The sequence below is a fragment of the Achromobacter sp. DMS1 genome, from assembly GCF_001270295.1.
In genome coordinates this window covers 1-15,373 of record NZ_LHSJ01000197.1, presented here as the reverse complement: position 1 = coordinate 15,373, position 15,373 = coordinate 1, and the positions used below count along the sequence as shown (strand labels likewise).

Genomic DNA, 15,373 nt, shown 5'->3' with positions numbered 1-15,373 from the left:
GCCCTGGGCTCGCCCGACACCCAGCGGCAGGCGACGGCGATCAGCACGTAGTGCCGGCGCAGCCGGCCGGCGTCGTCGAGGTCGCGCACGTCCACCGCGTCGAAAACGGCCAGGGCCCGGGCCCGCACGCCGGTTTCTTCCTCCAGCTCGCGCAGCGCGGCGGCGCGCACGTCTTCGCCCCAATGGATCTTGCCGCCCGGAAAGGCCCATTTTCCCTGGTCCGGCGGATGCGCGCGCCGCACCAGCAGCACCTGCCCGTTGCGCACGACGGCGGCAATGGTGGCGGGAATGGGGTAGAGCGGCGCGGCTTCCATGGGGCGCGGTCCTAGTGCTTGACCAGCGGGCAGCTCGAGCGCGACAGGGGCATGAAGGCCTGGTCGCCCGGCAGCGTCGCCACCAGCTTGTAGTAGTCCCAGGGCCGCCTGGACTCCGACGGCTTTTTCACCTCGAAGAGGTACATGTCGTGCACCATGCGGCCGTCCTCGCGGATGCGGCCGTTGGGGGCGAAGAAGTCGTGGATGGGCATGGCCTTCATTTGCTTCATGACGGCGGCGGTTTCGTCCGTGCCGGCCGCCTGCACCGCTTTCAGGTAATGCATGACGGAGGAGTAGGTGCCGGCCTGGCTCATGTTGGGCATTTTCTTGAGCTTGTCATAGTAGCGCTGCGACCATGCCCGGGTCTGGTCGTTCATGTCCCAGTAGAACGCCTCGGTCAGGGTGAGGCCCTGGGTGGCTTCCAGGCCGATGGCATGGATGTCGTTGATGTACAGCAGCAGGCCGGCCATTTTCTGTCCGCCCTTGGTGAGGCCGAACTCGCTGGCGGCCTTGATGGCGTTGACGGTGTCGCCGCCGGCGTTGGCCAGGCCGATGATCTGGGCCTTGCTCGCCTGGGCCTGCAGCAGGTACGAGGCGAAATCGCTGGCGCCCATGGGGTGCCGCGAGGCGCCCAGCACCTTGCCGCCGTGCTGCTCGATGACCTCGGTGGCCGAAGCCTGCAGCGTGTGCCCGAAAGCATAGTCGGCCGTCAGGAAATACCAGGTCTTGCCGCCATGCTCCACGTTGGCGCGCGCCGTGGTGTTGGCCAGCGACCAGGTGTCGTAGGTGTAGTGGACCGAATACGGCGAGCACAAGTCGTTGGTGATGCGCTCGGTGCCGGGCCCGCTGAACATCACGATTTTCTTCTTCTCGCGCGCCACTTCCAGCACGGCCAGGGCCGGCGCGGAACCGGCCACGTCCATGATGGCGTCCAGGTGCTGCGTGTCGAACCACTCGCGCGCCTTGGCCGAGGCGAGGTCGGCCTTGTTCTGGTGATCGACGGTAAGCAATTCGATCTTCTTGCCGAGCACGGCGCCGCCGAAATCGGCGATGGCCATCTCGGCGGCCGTGACGCTGCCCTTGCCGGTCACGTCGGCGTAGACGCCGCTCATGTCCAGAATCAGGCCCAGCCGCACCACGTCATCGGAAATCGCGGGCGCGGGCTGTGCGTGGGCGGGCAGGGCCGGCAGGGCGGCCAGGGACAGGACGGCGAGGGTGCTGCGTAACGGCTGCGAAATCCGGGGCTTCTTTCGATGAAACATGGCTTGTCTCCCGTTATGCGGATTTATGGTTCGAAGCGGCGGTTGCTGCGGCATGTCGCAAATGACGATGGCGGGCGGCGGTCTCCTGGGTAGTGGAAAAGAAAAGGGGCGGGTTCAGCGGTCCGACAGCAGGTCGAACTCCATGCGCACCTTGCGGAACGGGAACTCGAGGCGGGCGTAGTACACCACCCGGCCGTCGATGCAGGCGTAGCGGCGGATCTCGGCCACCGGCGAGGACACCGGAATGCCCAGCGATTCGGCGGACTCCTGGCCGGCCTCGATCACGTTGAGCACCTGCCTGGCCTCGCTGATGCGCGCGCCGTAGTATTGGTCGAGCACCGGCGCCACGGTGCTTTTCTGCATGCGGGCGCGATGCTTGCGGAAGAGCCCGCTGTCGATGAACACCTCGCTGTAGCAGAAGGGGCCGGCCTGCGTGGTGTGGACGCGGCGCAGGTACTGGAAGCGGCCGTCGCGCCGCGCCGCGCAGGGCATGCCCAGCGTGTCGGGCAGCGGCGAGTCCGCGCTCGATTCCACCAGCGCCACGGTGCCGAGCTGGTTGCTGAGTTCCACGGTTTCGGCCCAGGTCTTGGGAATGAGCAGCGTGGGGGTTTCGGGCAGCGCCGCGTTGACGAAAGTGCCCGAGCCGCGTGAGCGGCGGATCAGGCCGTCTTCTTCCAGCATGCCCAGCGCCTGGCGCACCGTGGCGCGCGAAATGCCGTAGGTCTGCGTCAGCGACTCCAGCGGCGGAATCTGCTGTCCCGGCTTCCACGTCCGGTTCTGGATGTGGCTGCGGAACAAAGCGGCCGCCTGCAGATACAGGGGCTGGGGGCTGTGCGAGAAGAGTTTGCGCGCGGACATGGAAAAGGCCGGGGGTCAGGACGAGGCCGCCAGCATAGCCTCGGCCATCTCGCGCAGTCTATGTTTCTGGATCTTGACCGAGTTGGCGCTTTCCACGGAAGGGAACGCCTGCAGCGCCGAGAAGCCCGCGGGCACCTTGAAGCCGGCCATGGCCGCCTTGCAGGCGGCCGTCCAGCCGGCCGGATCGGGCTGGGCGCCGTCGTGCAGCAGCACGAAAGCATAGGGCACGGTCTTGCCCTGCTTCATGGCGCCCACCACCTGGCAGGCGCGCACGCCGGGCAGCGATTCCACCACCTGCTCGATCTCCACCGGGTTCACCAGGAAGCCCGCCAGGCGCAGGGAATCGCCCATGCGGGTCTGGAACACGAACTGGCGCGGCGAGAGCGTGTAGCCCAGATCTCCCGTCTTGAAATAGCCGTCCTCGGTGCAGGCGGCCGCCGTGGCTTCGGGGTTGTCCAGATAGCCCAGCATCAGGCTGGGCGAGAGGATTTCGATTTCGCCCGATTCGCCGTGCGGCAGGATCTGGCCGGTGGCCGGATCGCGCGCGCGCACGCGGGCCTCGGGGTAGATGAGCGTGCCGCCCGGCAGGTAGCGGGCGGCGGTGTCGCCTTCGGCCGGCGTGCGCGGCTGGGCGGCCACCAGCGCGATCAGCTCGCTGGACCCGTACAGCCCGGTCAGCGGCACGCGGGCGTCGCGGGCCAGGTCCAGCAGGTTGTCCAGTGCCGGCGTGAAGCTGGCGAATCCGAACAGCCGGGCCGAGGAGAAATCGTCCGGGCCGGCGGCGGCCTGCATCATGCCGACCAGCGCCTCGTTGTTGGCGTAGGTGTGCGTGACCCGATGGCGCTTGACCGCCCGCGCCGCGCCGGCGGCGTCGAACACCGGCTCGCACGCGACCGGCACGCCGGCCGCCAGGCCGCCCGCCAGCGTGGCGAAGCCGAAGGCGCCGCAGAACGGCGCGCTGGCGAGCACGCAGGCATCGTCGCTGTAGCCGTAGGCCCGCGCGATGGCGTCGCCGTGCGCGAGCAGGGTGCGCTGGTCGTGCAGTACGAACTTGGGCTTGGAGGTGGTGCCGGACGTGGTGAAGCACAGCACGCCGGCGTTGGGCGCGGGCCGCGGGGCGGCTGCTGCGGGGCGCGCAGCAGCTCGTCATAGCGATGGGCCGGCAGGCCGTGCGCCTGCGGCAAGGGCGCGCCTCCCTGTTCGTCCACCGCCACCAGTCCGCGCAGCCGGCCCAGGCGTTCCGGCGGCACGCCGTTGAGAATGCCGGTGAAATCAATGGCCTTGAAGCCCGGCCAATAGATCAGCCAGTCGGCCCGGCCCCGGCCGAGAATGTCCGCCAGTTCGAGGGCGCGGAACCGCGTGTTCACGGCCAGCGCCAGCGCGCCCAGGTGCGCGCAGGCCAGGAAGGATTCCACCCAGGCCGCGCAGTTGGGCAGCCACAGCGCCACGCGGTGGCCGACCCCGACGCCCAGGCTGGCCACGCCCCGCGGCCAGCGCGCGGCTGCGGCCGAACAGCGCGGCGCGGCTCAGGGGGCGGTCGCGGTCGATGAGGGCGACGGCGTCGGGGCGGCTGGCCGCCAGCGCGGCCAGGCGCTCGGAAAACGTATCGGAGTCGGACATGGAAGGCATGGAAAGACAGGAAAAAATCAGACCGTGGCGATGGGCGTGACGGGCGAGCCCACCGCGCCGGGCATGCGCAGCGGGGGTGCGGTGAGCAGGAAGCGGGAGCGTCCGTTGGCATGCAGCCAGTCGGCCAGCTCTTTCAGGTACCAGAGCTCGGCCAACGGCACGCCCAGCTTGAACAGGCAGTGGTGATGCAGCGGCAGCACGGAATGCGAGGAGCCCGCGCCGCGGGCCGGATAGGCTTCCACGGCGTAGTTGTCGGCGCAGATGGCGGCCACTCCCGAATCGGTGATCCATTGCAGCAAGGCGGGGTCGGAGCCGTCGAGCACCGCGCCGGTCTGCTCCAGCGCGTGCGCGTCCGGTTCGCCGTTCATCGCCAGCACGGCCTCGGCGAACCCGGTGCGCAACACGAGCATGTCGCCCGGCTCCACCACCGCGCCCTGGGCGCGCATGGCCGTCTGCAGGCCGGCATGGTCCACCACGGTGCGGCCCGGGCCGAACGCGCGCTCCAGGTCCACCAGCACGCCGCGGCCCTGCATGCCCTTCTCGGCGTAGCGGTTGATGCCGAGCCGGCGGGCATACGAGCGGCCAGGCGGGCAGCAGGCGTCGCCGCCCGCATCTGCGCCGCCCAGCACGTCCACCCCGGCCGCGTAGCCGTTGTAATACACGCGGCGGGGTTCGCCGTCGCCCTGGATGTCGAACAGCGCGCCCACGTGGCACAGGCCGTCCCATTGGGTGGAGTACTGCATCGACAGGGTGACCTGGTCGTCCGACAGCACGTCCACCGCGCCCGGCTGCACGGCCGACATGGCGAAATTGAGATAGGGCGTGCCCTCGCGCGTGGTGGGCGCGAGAATGGGCGCGTGGCGGCGGGGGTTGAGCACGTTGCCACCCGGCAGGTCCAGCGGCAGCGACAGGCAGAACGCCTGTCCGGCGCGCACCTCGCGCACGCCCTGCAGCACTTTCTCGGGCGTGAGCAGGTTGAGGCGGCCGATCTCGTCGTCGGGGCCGAAATCGCCCCAGGTGGAGCCTTCGGGGCGGTGTTTCCAGCGTTTCATCGGATTGTCTCCTCGAGGGTTTTCGTGTTCATATGAATATAGTACGTATTTACGTACTTTTAGAACAGCATAAATCCGCCGCAGCGGATCCGACAAGGAGACAGTCCATGAAGCATTTCCCGCACCCGCTGGCCGGCCGCCGCCGGCTGGCGGCGGCCCTGGCCGCCACGCTCGGCCTGCTGGCCCTGTCCGGCGCGCACGCGGCAGGCTATCCGGAGCATCCCGTCACCGTGGTGGTGCCGTATCCGCCGGGCGGCGGCGCCGACATCTTCGGCCGGGCCATCGCGCACGCCATGGAGCCCGGCCTGAAGCAGACCGTGCTGGTGGAAAACAAGCCCGGCGCGGGCGGCAACGTCGGCATGGCCTACGTGGCGCGCGCCAAGGCCGACGGCTACACGCTGGGCCTGGGCACCATCGGCACCCAGACCATCAACCAGTTCCTCTACAGCAACATGGCGTTCGACCCGGAGCACGACCTGGTCCCGATCGCCCTGGTGTCCACCACGCCCAACGTGATCGCCGTCAGCGCCAAGTCGCCCTACAAGACGGTGGCCGACATCATCGAGGCCGCGCGTGCCGCCAAGGAGAAAAAGCTCACCTATGCCTCGCCGGGCGTGGGCTCCTCGGTGCATCTCACGGGCGCGTATTTCGAGGCCATGGCGGGCATTCCGCTGCTGCACGTGCCGTTCAAGGGCACCTCGGCGTCGTTGCCGGCGGTGGCGGGCGGGCAGGTGGACCTGCTGTTCGACAACCTGCCCGGGTCGCTGGCGCAGATCAAGGACGGCAAGCTGGTGCGCGGCGTGGCCGTTACGTCCGCCCAGCGCGACCCGTCCGTGCCCGACCTGCCCACGGTGGCCGAATCGGGCCTGCCCGGGTTCGACGTCACTGCATGGTTCGCGCTGTACGCGCCGCGCAGCACGCCGGCGCCGGTGGTAAAGCAGCTCATCGAGGCGGCGCGCGGCGGCCTGCGCGATCCGGCGCTGGCGGCGAGCTTCGCCACCATGGGCGCCAAGCCGGGCACGCTGTTCGGCGACGACCTGGCCGCCTTCGAGCGCGCGGAGCGCAAGAAGTGGGGGCAGCTCATCAAAGACAAGGGGATCACCGCGCAATGAACAAGCCTACCGCTCTCGTCACGGGCGCAAGCCGCGGCATCGGCCGCGCCATCGCGGCGCGGCTCCTGGCCGACGGTTTCGACGTGGTCAATTTCAGCCGTACGCCGCCCGCCGATCCGATGCCGGGCGAAACCTTCCGCCCGGTGGACCTGAGCGACACCGAGGCCGCCGCGGCGGCGGCCCGGGAGCTGGCCGCCAGCCGTCAGGTGCTGCACCTGGTCAACAACGCCGGCCTGATCCGCGTGGCGCCGCTGGCGGACGCAAGCCCGGCCGACATGGCGCACACGCTGGCGCTCAACCTGATCGCGCCCATGGTACTGGCGCAGGCGCTGCTGCCGGCCATGCGCGCCGCGCGCTTCGGACGCATCGTCAATATCGGCAGCCGCGCCGGCCTGGGCAAGCCGGGGCGCACCGCCTACGGCGCGTCCAAGGCCGGGCTGGCCGGCATGTCGCGCACCTGGGCGCTGGAGCTGGCGGCCGACGGCATCACCGTCAACACGGTGGCGCCGGGCCCGGTGGCCACGGAGCTGTTCAACCAGTCCAATCCGCCCGGCGATCCGCGCACGCTGGCGCTGGAAGCGGCCATTCCCGTGGGCAGGGTGGGGCGGCCGGAGGAGGTGGCGCACGCGGTGGCCATGTTCCTGCACCGCGACGCGGGCTTCATCACGGGCCAGCTTCTGTACGTCTGCGGCGGCGTTTCCGCGGGCTCGGCCGGTTGAGCCGCGCGGGTCGCGCTATGCTGCAAGCCTGTGCCTTGAAGGAGGGTTGCGATGCAGGTGAACATAGTGCTGTTCGAGGGGCTGACCCAGCTCGACATGACAGGGCCCTACGAAGTGCTGGCCGCCGCGCCGGGCTTCACCGTGGACCTGGTGGCCAAGACGCGCGAGCCCGTGCGTTCCGACCGTGGGCTGGCCTTCGTGCCGACCCGCACGCTGGACGACGCGCCGCCCTGTGACCTGCTGGTGGTGCCGGGCGGGCCGGGCACCGACGCGGCGCTGCTCGATCCCGATTGGGTGGCGTTCACGCGCAGGCAGGCGCTGGCGGCGCGTCATGTCTTCGGCATCTGCACCGGCTCGCTGTTGCTGGGGGGCGGCAKYYGCMGCCTCATCTATCCAGTGGAGCACGCGCTGAGCCATGTAGTCCGGCGTTTCCTCAAAAGTCACCGTTGCCTGTATTTCATACAGATTCATACCCAACGACAGTCGCAGGATAATTCGACCNCGGCCGCGCTGCTCGACGCCGCCTGAAGCCGCGCCGGCGCGCCCATTTCCGGAAACGAATGAAGTAAGGTGTAGCCCAGCCGACCTGGACCTCATTCTTTTCCGGAGCACCGAATGACTGGACTGTTTATCGTGGTGGCGGCGCTGGCCTTCCTGATGCTGGCGGCCTACCGGGGCTACAGCGTGATCCTGTGCGCCCCCATCGCGGCCATGGGCGCCGTGCTGCTCACCGATCCTTCCGCCGTGGCGCCGGTTTTCTCGGGCGTGTTCATGGAGCGCATGGCGGGCTTCGCCCAGCTCTACTTTCCGGTGTTCCTGCTGGGCGCGGTATTCGGCAAGCTGATCGAGATCTCCGGCTTCTCGCGCGCCATCGTGCAGGCCGTGCTGCGCCTGATCGGGGCCGAGCGCGCCATCGCGGCCATCGTGCTGGTGTGCGCGGTGCTCACCTATGGCGGCGTATCGCTCTTCGTGGTGGTGTTCGCGGTCTACCCCTTCGCCGCCGAGATGTTCCGGCAAGGCGGCATCCCCAAGCGGCTGATGCCGGGCGCCATCGCGCTGGGCGCCTTCACCTTCACCATGACGGCGCTGCCCGGCACGCCGCAGATCCAGAACATCATTCCCACCACGTTTTTCGACACCACGACGTGGTCGGCGCCCTGGCTCGGGCTGACCGGCGCGCTGTTCACGCTGGCCGCCGGCCTGGCCTACCTCGAATGGCGGCGCCGCCGCGCCGCCGCCGCGGGCGAATCCTACGGCGCGGAATTGCGCAACGAGCCGGTCACGCCCGAAGGCCAGCCCGCGCACCATCCGCTGGTCGCCCTGCTGCCGCTGGTGGTCGTGGGCGTGGCGAACTTCCTGCTCACCCGCTGGATACCCGCCTGGTATCGGCCGGCGCCGCGGTGGAACTGCCCGGCCTGCCCGCGCCGCTGCCGGCCAACGCCAGCGACCGCGTGGCGCTGTGGGCCGTCATGGGCGCGCTGATCGCGGGCATCGCGACCATTCTGCTGTTCTCGTTCAAAAGCGTCAGGGCGCATTTCGCCGAAGGCAGCAAGAGCGCGGTAGCGGGCGCGCTGCTGGCCTCCATGAACACCGCCGCGGAGTATGGCTTCGGCGGCGTCATCGCGGCGCTGCCGGGCTTTCTGCTGGTGGCCGATGGCCTGAAGGCCATTCCCGACCCGCTGGTGGGCGAAGCGGTGGCCGTCACCGCGCTGGCCGGCATCACGGGTTCGGCCTCGGGCGGCATGAGCATCGCGCTGGCCGCGATGGCGCAGACCTTTGCCGAGAACGCCCGGGCGGCCGGCATTCCCATGGACGTGCTGCACCGCGTGGCGGCCATGGCCAGCGGCGGCATGGACACGCTGCCCCACAACGGCGCGGTGATCACGCTGCTGGCCGTCACCGGCCTCACCCACCGCCAGTCGTACGGCGACATTTTTGCCATTACGCTGATATCCACGCTTTCCGTATTCCTGGTGATCGGCGTGTATTACCTGACCGGCCTGGTCTGAGCCGCGGCCGGGCAGCCCGTCGCGCAGCCGCCCCTTTCCCGGTTTTCCGCTCATGGAGCCCCCCCGAAATGACGACACCGACTTCTCCCCGCACCGCCCTGGTCACCGGCGCCTCCCGAGGCATCGGCGCAGCCATCGCGCGCCGCCTGGCCCGCGACGGCATGGCGGTCGCCATCAACTATGCCTCCAGCGCCGACCGCGCCGAAGCGCTGGCCGAGGAAATCCGCCAGGCCGGCGGACGCGCCCTGCCCCTGCGCGCCGACGTCGCCCGCCCCGACGAGGTGCGCAACCTGTTCGACGAGGTGGAACGCCAGCTAGGCAGGATCGACGTGCTGGTCAACAGCGCGGGCATGCTCAAGCTGGCGCCGCTGGCCGACACCAGCGATGCGCTGTACGACCAGGCCTTCGACCTCAACACGCGCGGCACGTTCAATACGCTGCGCCTGGCGGCCACGCGCCTTGCCGAGGGCGGCCGCATCATCAACGTGTCGAGCACCACGCTGGCGCTGAACCTGCCGGGCTACGGCGCCTACATCGCCAGCAAGGCGGCAGTGGAAGGCTTTACCCGCGTGCTGGCCAATGAGCTGCGCGGCCGCCGGATCACCGTGAACGCCGTGGCGCCGGGGCCGGTGGCCACGGAGCTTTTCCTCAAGGACAAGAGCGCGGAGCTCATCGAACGCTATGCGAAGATGCCGCCGCTGGAACGCCTGGGCCAGCCCGAGGACATCGCGGGCGTGGTGTCGTTCCTGGCCGGCCCCGACGGCGGCTGGATCAACGGCCAGATCCTGCGCGCCAATGGCGGGCTGGCCTGAACGCCGGCCGTTGTCCGTTCAGAAGCGGTACCTGGCGGTGGCCACCACGGTGCGCGGCTCGCCCGGCCGGATCTGGCCGGCGCTGGCGGCCGAGGCGTAGTAGGTCTTGTCGGCCAGGTTGCGCATGGCCAGGGTCCAGTCCCAGCGCGCCTGTCGGTAGCCCACCGCCGCGTCCCAGCGCGCGTAGCCCGGCAGCGTCACGGTATTGGCGCTGTCGGCATAGCGCTGGCCCATGAACGTGGCGCCGATTTCGCCATGCCAGCCCTCGGCGGGCCGGTAAGCCAGGTAGATGCCGCCGTTGCGCTGCGCCACATTGCCCACGCGCCGGCCGGCCATGCCGTTGCCGTCCTTCACGATGGAGGCATGCTGCAGGCCCAGCCCGCCGCGCAGGTACCAGTTCGCGGCCAGCCGGCCGGCGGCGGTGAGCTCCAGCCCGCGCGAACGCTGCAGGCCGGTGAGCCGGATGAAGGAGGGATCGTCCGGGTCGCGCGTGCGCCGGTTGTAGAGTTCGAGCTGATAGACCGCCAGCGTGGTGCTCAGGCCGCCGCCCAGCCAGTCGCTCTTGACGCCCGCCTCGTACTGGCGGGTGTGCTCCGGCGGAAGGCGGTTGGCGTTGCCCCGGGCGTTGGGCGCGATGCCGATCGTGCCGCCGCCGGTGGGCGAGAAGGTCTTGCTGTATGAGGCATAGAACGAATGCGCGGGCAGCGGGCTCCAGACCACGCCCAGGCGGGGACTCACGCCGCGGCTGCGGTGCGAAGCCGACATGCCGAGCACGCGGTTGGCGGATTCGATGCGGAAGCGGTCCAGGCGCACCCCGGCCAGCACGCTCCACGCCCCGCTGAAGCGGATCTGGTCCTGCAGATAGAAGCCGCGGCTTTCCGCCTGGTGGCGGGCGTCGCTGGCAAGCTCCATGGCGCCCTGGTGCTGCTGCGACAGATCGGGGCGGTACAGATCGAGCTGGGGCACCGGCCGCGCGCCCGGGCCCCGCGACGCCGCCCGATGCAGCGTGGGAGAACGTTGCTGGTCGCCGAACTCCAGCCCCGCAAGCACGCGATGCTCGATGCCCGCGGTATGGAACCGCCCTTCCGTTTCCAGGTTGTTGACGATGTTGCGGGTGTTGAGGTCCTGCTGCCAGCGTACGCGGCCTACCTTGCCGGTGGCCGCGCGATAGCCGGTGAGGTAGGTATTGTCGAACTCGCTGTGCAGCCGGAAGACGCCCAGCGTGTGGCGCACCTGCCAATCGGGCGAGAGGCGGTAGGCGAGCCGCGAGCGGAAGCCGCGCGCGCGGTCGTCGATGTAGTCGCGCCCGGGGTCGCCGTAGATGGCGCGGCGGCCCACATCGGCCGGGCGGCCGTCCACGCCGGGCACGCCCCGGTCGGGCGTGCGCCGGTAGCGGCTGTATTCGTACTGGGCCACCCAGTCCAGGCCCGGCGCGACGCGCCAATGGACCGAAGGCGCGAAGAGCTGCCGCGTGCCCTCAATGCGGCGGCGGAAGCTGTCCTGCTCTTCCTGGCCCGCGTTCAGGCGGAGGCTGACCGAGTCGCCGGGATCGGCGCTCAGGTCCGCGTAGAAGCTGCGCAGGTTCCAACTGCCCGCCTGCGCTTCGAGACTGGATTCGCGGCCGGGCTGCGGCGCCTTGCTCACCCGGTTGACGATGCCGCCCTGGCTTCCGCGTCCGTAGAGCACGGCCGCCGGCCCCTTGAGCACCTCCACCCGCTCGATATTGCGCAGGTCGCGCACGTACTGGCTGTCGTCGCGGATGCCGTCGAGATAGAAATCGCTGCCGGCAGCGAAACCGCGGATGCGCAGCGCGTCAAAGCGCGTGTCCTGTGCGCTGGACACGTTCGGGATGCCGGCCAGCGCCTCGCCCAGCGTGGACGCGCCGTACTTGCGCAGTTCGTCGAGCTTGACCGCGTCGATGGCCTGCGGCACCTCGCGCGCCGGCGTGCGCGTGCGGGTCGCCGTGTCGACCTCGGACACGCGCGGATCGTCGGCGTCCGCGCCGTCGACGCGGATCGCGGGCAGGTGCGCCGTGGCCGCATGAGCCGGCGGCAAAGGCAGGGCAAGAATCAGCGTGCCCAGGCCCAGGGCGCGGGAGAGAGTGGAAACAGACATCGCGAGCCTCGTTGTGTGGTGATGCGAGTCGCGATGCTATAGATAATGATAATCATTCGTATATAGGAAGAATCTGGGCCGGCGGCGGGGAAGACCGGCCGGCGCACCCGATTTCCCGACTCCTCCCTATGCATGAACCGCGGGCTTGCCGGCCCCGTTCCGCGCGTGCGCGGCGCCATGCGGGTTCTCGGGCGGCGCCTCATCCTTTTTCTCCACCCGCCCTTCCGCCAACGGTGGGAGGGCGCCGCGGCGCGGCGGCGTTTCCCGGCGGTTTCACTCCCGACTTTGGCCTACGGACAAGTCTGGCCAACCGGCGGAGTTTTGCATGAGACGAAGGACGAGTTCTCTGGATTAGTCTGATTACGCAGTACTTCGACTCACCTTGACCGATTGGACGAAAGCAAATGAATCAATTCATTCATCAGGACTGCCACCCCTTTACCGCCGCCGGCAATCTGAAACAGATCTCCGCGTACTACGAGGAGGGACGACGCGTCATGTGGATGATGCTGCGAGCGCAGCCGCGGCCCTGCTTCAATCATGAACTGATCGACGAGATCATGACGCTGGCGCGCGCCGCCAAGGACTCCGGCCTGCCGATCGACTTCTGGGTCACGGGCTCGCTGGTGCCCCAGATCTACAACGTCGGCGGCGACCTGAACTTTTTCGCCGAAGCCATCCGCAACGGCAAGCGCGAAGCGCTGCGGGCCTATGCCCGCGCGTGCGTGGATTGCGTGCACGCAGCCACCCGCGGCTTCGACACGGGCGCCATCTCGCTGGCCATGATCGAAGGCACGGCGCTGGGCGGCGGCTTCGAGGCGGCGCTGGCGCACCACTTCGTGCTGTCCCAGAACAACGCGCGCCTGGGCTTTCCGGAAATCGCCTTCAATCTGTTCCCGGGCATGGGCGGCTACTCTTTGGTGGCGCGCCGCTCGGGCATGAAGCTGGCCGAAGAGCTGATCGGCACCGGCGAATCGCACACGGCCGAATGGTTCCATGCGCGCGGGCTGGTGGACGTGCTGTTCGAACCCGGCGAGGCCTACCGGGCCACGCGCACCTTCATCGACGTGATGCGGCCCAAGCTCAACGGCATGCGCGCCATGCTGCGCGCGCGCCAGCGCGTGCTGGCGCTGTCGCGCTCGGAACTGATGGACATCACCGAAGACTGGGTGGAAGCCGCCTTCTCCATCGACCCGAAAGACCGGGCCTATATGGAACGGCTGGTGATCGCCCAGAACCGCCGCAGCGCGGCCAGCGGTGAAACCGCCATGGAGGCGACCATGCACTGAGCGCGGCGCGGACCGGCCTGCGGAGCCGCCCCGGCGGCTTCGCGATCGCGAACACGCCATTCAGGCAATGAGGTGCAGGCGGCTGCGCCGGTTGAGCCAGGCCGTGAACTCCGGCCCGGGCATGGGCTTGGCGTACAGGTAGCCCTGCTTGGCGTCCACGCCCAGCGTATCCAGGAACGCCGTTTCTTCGTGGGTTTCCACCCCTTCGGCGATCACCTTGAGCTCCAGGGTGCGGGCCACCGCCACGATGGCGCGCGCCAGCGCCTGCGAAACGGGGTTTTCGTTGACGCCGCGCACGAAGCTGGCGTCGAGCTTGATGGCGTCCAGCGGCAGGCGCGCCAGTTGCGACAGCGACGAATAGCCGGTGCCGAAGTCGTCCATGTGCACGCGCGCGCCGAGCTGGCGGAACTGCTTGATGAGCCCGATGGCCGCGTCTTCGTCTTCGACCAGGCAGCTCTCCGTAAGCTCGATGTCGAGCATGCACTCGCCGCCTGCGTCGCTGATGGCCCGCATGAAATCGCTGACCACGCCCTTGTCGTCGAGCTGCCGCGCCGACATGTTGATCGCGATGCGGATGTCCAGGCCCTGCCTGCGCCATTCGGCGGCCTGGCGCGCCGCCTCGCGCATGACCCACACGCCGAGCTGCGAGATAAGGCCCGATTCCTCGGCATAGGGAATGAACACGTCGGGGCCGATGAGGCCGCGCTCGGGCGAGCGCCACCGCACCAGGGCTTCCACGCCGTCGACTTCGCCCGTGCGGCTGGCCAGCTTGGGCTGGTAGTAGAGCATCAGGTGGTTTTCGGCCAGCGCCTTGCGCAGGTTGGTGTCCAGCCATACGTAGTCGGCGTTGCGGCGGTCCATATCGGGCTGGAAGACCCGGTAGGTGTGGCGGCCCGCTTCCTTCGCCACGTACATGGCGATGTCGGCGCTGCGCACGACGCTGTCCAGGTCGGCGCCATGGTCGGGATACATGGCGATGCCGATGGAGCAGCTCGTGTAGACCTCGATCAGGCCCTGCCGGAATGGCTCGCGCAGACGCTCGATGATGCGCTGCGCGGTGGCCTCCAGCTCCCAGACCTGGGCGTGTTCCTGCAGCACGATGAACTCGTCGCCGCCCAGGCGGGCCAGCGTCTGGCCTTCCGAGAGGCAGCTCGAAATGGCCACCGACACGGTTTTCAGCAGGTGGTCGCCGAAACCGTGGCCGTAGTGGTCGTTGACGCGCTTGAAGTTGTCCAGGTCGAGGAACAGCACCCCGCCGCGTCCGCCCCCGCCCGCGGAAAGCGCCCGCTTCAGCCGCTCCGTGATGGCATGGCGGTTGGGCAGGTCAGTGAGCATGTCGGTATTGGCCAGCACCCGCAGCCGCTCCTGCGCCTGGCGCTCTTCGGTGATGTCGGTGCCCGAGCAGATGAGGTAGACGCGCTTCTCGCCGCTGCCGCTGGTGACGAACTTGTTGCGGAACAGGAAGAGCCGCGGCCCCTTCACGGTGTTGATGAGGCGCTCGACCTCGTAGGAATGGCCGTGCCGGTAGAAGGCGGCGATGTTGCGGCGGGACGCGGCCGCTTCCTCGCGCGTCATGAACATCTCGAAGACGCTGCGGCCCACGATGTCCTGCTCGCGCTTGCCGGTGTATTCCTCGCTGAGCTTGTTAAAGCGCTGGACGCGGCCGTGCTGGTCGACGATGACGATGACGGAGTTGGCCTCGGACACCACCGTCTCGGCAAACGAAAGGCCCTCGACCAGGTCTTTTGCCACGGATTCGGTGTCGGCCAGGGCGGATGCGGTGCCGGCCCATTCGTTGGGGCCGATTTTCCGGCCGACGAGGTGCAGGCGGATCGGGTCGCCGTAAAGCGTGACGTCGATGCGCAGGCTGGAAGTGATGCCCGTGAGCGAACGGATGCTGTCGGCCTGTTCGGGGCGCAGCGCCATCGCGATGTTGGTGGCCCCCTTCACGGCGGCGAGCTCGATGGCATCGCTGTCGCCGGCTAGCCGCCAATATGGGCTGTGTGTACCGAAATGCGTATACAGGACCGCTTTGTCGTCCTGATGCTCAGTCATTGGTATCCCCCCGCCGTCCTTGGATGGCTCGCAAAGTACATTACGGCCTAGTCCTTCCGGGGTCAACCACAATGTGCATTGCGGCAAAGGCGCGGCGCCCAGGCACGGGCCGGCGCGCCATGCGGCGCTGCGTCAACGGGCCGGCCC

The 15,373-nt window shown here is 69.0% G+C and carries 11 protein-coding genes and 3 pseudogenes; 6 read left to right on the top strand and 8 right to left on the bottom strand.

All coding sequences use genetic code 11. The features are described 5' to 3' along the window. The 6 genes and pseudogenes from AD428_RS19335 to AD428_RS19315 form a co-directional block, all read right to left on the bottom strand. The coding region (locus tag AD428_RS19335) for an NUDIX hydrolase (RefSeq protein ID WP_053246265.1) at window positions 1-314 on the bottom strand (314 nt) is incomplete at its 3' end. Window positions 315-325: 11 nt separating this feature from the next. Beyond that, on the bottom strand, window positions 326-1,576 hold the full coding sequence (locus tag AD428_RS19330) for an ABC transporter substrate-binding protein (protein ID WP_053246264.1): 1,251 nt from the start codon (window positions 1,574-1,576) through the stop codon (window positions 326-328). Between the two features lie 114 nt (window positions 1,577-1,690). Beyond that, window positions 1,691-2,434 carry a GntR family transcriptional regulator gene (locus AD428_RS19325; RefSeq protein ID WP_053246263.1) on the bottom strand — a complete coding sequence of 248 codons (744 nt, stop codon included), beginning with the start codon at window positions 2,432-2,434 and terminating at the stop codon, window positions 1,691-1,693. A gap of 15 nt (window positions 2,435-2,449) precedes the next feature. Then, complete coding sequence (locus AD428_RS29685; RefSeq protein WP_235490983.1) at window positions 2,450-3,526, bottom strand: AMP-binding protein; 1,077 nt, start codon at window positions 3,524-3,526, stop codon at window positions 2,450-2,452. A 263-nt stretch (window positions 3,527-3,789) separates the two neighbouring features. Next, window positions 3,790-3,882, bottom strand: a pseudogene (locus AD428_RS28315) (hypothetical protein); the annotation flags it as partial. Window positions 3,883-4,080: 198 nt separating this feature from the next. Then, the gene (locus AD428_RS19315) at window positions 4,081-5,115 is read right to left on the bottom strand and encodes a cyclase family protein (RefSeq protein ID WP_053246262.1); all 1,035 of its coding nucleotides are present in this window, start codon (window positions 5,113-5,115) and stop codon (window positions 4,081-4,083) included. Window positions 5,116-5,222: 107 nt separating this feature from the next. Here AD428_RS19315 and AD428_RS19310 point away from each other — a divergent pair, with 107 nt between their 5' ends. From AD428_RS19310 to AD428_RS19290, 5 genes and pseudogenes are all read left to right on the top strand, one after another. Continuing rightward, window positions 5,223-6,227 carry a Bug family tripartite tricarboxylate transporter substrate binding protein gene (locus tag AD428_RS19310; protein WP_053246261.1) on the top strand — a complete coding sequence of 335 codons (1,005 nt, stop codon included), beginning with the start codon at window positions 5,223-5,225 and terminating at the stop codon, window positions 6,225-6,227. Next, window positions 6,224-6,946: an SDR family oxidoreductase gene (locus AD428_RS19305; RefSeq protein WP_053246260.1), complete on the top strand. Its 723-nt coding sequence runs from the start codon at window positions 6,224-6,226 to the stop codon at window positions 6,944-6,946. The genes AD428_RS19310 and AD428_RS19305 overlap by 4 nt, the downstream gene beginning before the upstream one ends. 51 nt (window positions 6,947-6,997) lie before the next feature. Next, window positions 6,998-7,447, top strand: a pseudogene (locus AD428_RS19300) (DJ-1/PfpI family protein); the annotation flags it as partial. Window positions 7,448-7,561: 114 nt separating this feature from the next. Beyond that, a pseudogene (locus AD428_RS19295) lies at window positions 7,562-8,955 on the top strand (GntP family permease). Window positions 8,956-9,023: 68 nt separating this feature from the next. Next, window positions 9,024-9,767, top strand: a complete 744-nt coding sequence (locus AD428_RS19290) for an SDR family oxidoreductase (protein ID WP_053245149.1) — start codon at window positions 9,024-9,026, stop codon at window positions 9,765-9,767. Between the two features lie 18 nt (window positions 9,768-9,785). Here AD428_RS19290 and AD428_RS19285 read toward each other — a convergent pair whose 3' ends face one another. Further along, window positions 9,786-11,882, bottom strand: a complete 2,097-nt coding sequence (locus tag AD428_RS19285) for a TonB-dependent receptor (RefSeq protein ID WP_053246259.1) — start codon at window positions 11,880-11,882, stop codon at window positions 9,786-9,788. Between the two features lie 404 nt (window positions 11,883-12,286). Between AD428_RS19285 and AD428_RS19280 the strand changes: the two genes are divergently transcribed. Further along, the gene (locus tag AD428_RS19280; RefSeq protein ID WP_053244949.1) at window positions 12,287-13,171 is read left to right on the top strand and encodes a crotonase/enoyl-CoA hydratase family protein; all 885 of its coding nucleotides are present in this window, start codon (window positions 12,287-12,289) and stop codon (window positions 13,169-13,171) included. A 60-nt stretch (window positions 13,172-13,231) separates the two neighbouring features. On the opposite strand, the gene pdeR is transcribed toward AD428_RS19280, so the two are convergent. Continuing rightward, window positions 13,232-15,226 carry a cyclic di-GMP phosphodiesterase gene (pdeR, locus tag AD428_RS19275; protein ID WP_053244950.1) on the bottom strand — a complete coding sequence of 665 codons (1,995 nt, stop codon included), beginning with the start codon at window positions 15,224-15,226 and terminating at the stop codon, window positions 13,232-13,234. Window positions 15,227-15,373: the final 147 nt, after the last annotated feature.

What these genes read in the sequence shown, in the direction of transcription:
- AD428_RS19330 (WP_053246264.1), bottom strand. Translation starts at nt 1,576, where the DNA reads ATGTTTCATCGAAAGAAGCCCCGGATTTCGCAGCCGTTACGCAGCACC.
- AD428_RS19325 (WP_053246263.1), bottom strand. Translation starts at nt 2,434, where the DNA reads ATGTCCGCGCGCAAACTCTTCTCGCACAGCCCCCAGCCCCTGTATCTG.
- AD428_RS19315 (WP_053246262.1), bottom strand. Translation starts at nt 5,115, where the DNA reads ATGAAACGCTGGAAACACCGCCCCGAAGGCTCCACCTGGGGCGATTTC.
- AD428_RS19310 (WP_053246261.1), top strand. Translation starts at nt 5,223, where the DNA reads ATGAAGCATTTCCCGCACCCGCTGGCCGGCCGCCGCCGGCTGGCGGCG.
- AD428_RS19305 (WP_053246260.1), top strand. Translation starts at nt 6,224, where the DNA reads ATGAACAAGCCTACCGCTCTCGTCACGGGCGCAAGCCGCGGCATCGGC.
- AD428_RS19290 (WP_053245149.1), top strand. Translation starts at nt 9,024, where the DNA reads ATGACGACACCGACTTCTCCCCGCACCGCCCTGGTCACCGGCGCCTCC.
- AD428_RS19285 (WP_053246259.1), bottom strand. Translation starts at nt 11,882, where the DNA reads ATGTCTGTTTCCACTCTCTCCCGCGCCCTGGGCCTGGGCACGCTGATT.
- AD428_RS19280 (WP_053244949.1), top strand. Translation starts at nt 12,287, where the DNA reads ATGAATCAATTCATTCATCAGGACTGCCACCCCTTTACCGCCGCCGGC.
- pdeR (WP_053244950.1), bottom strand. Translation starts at nt 15,226, where the DNA reads ATGACTGAGCATCAGGACGACAAAGCGGTCCTGTATACGCATTTCGGT.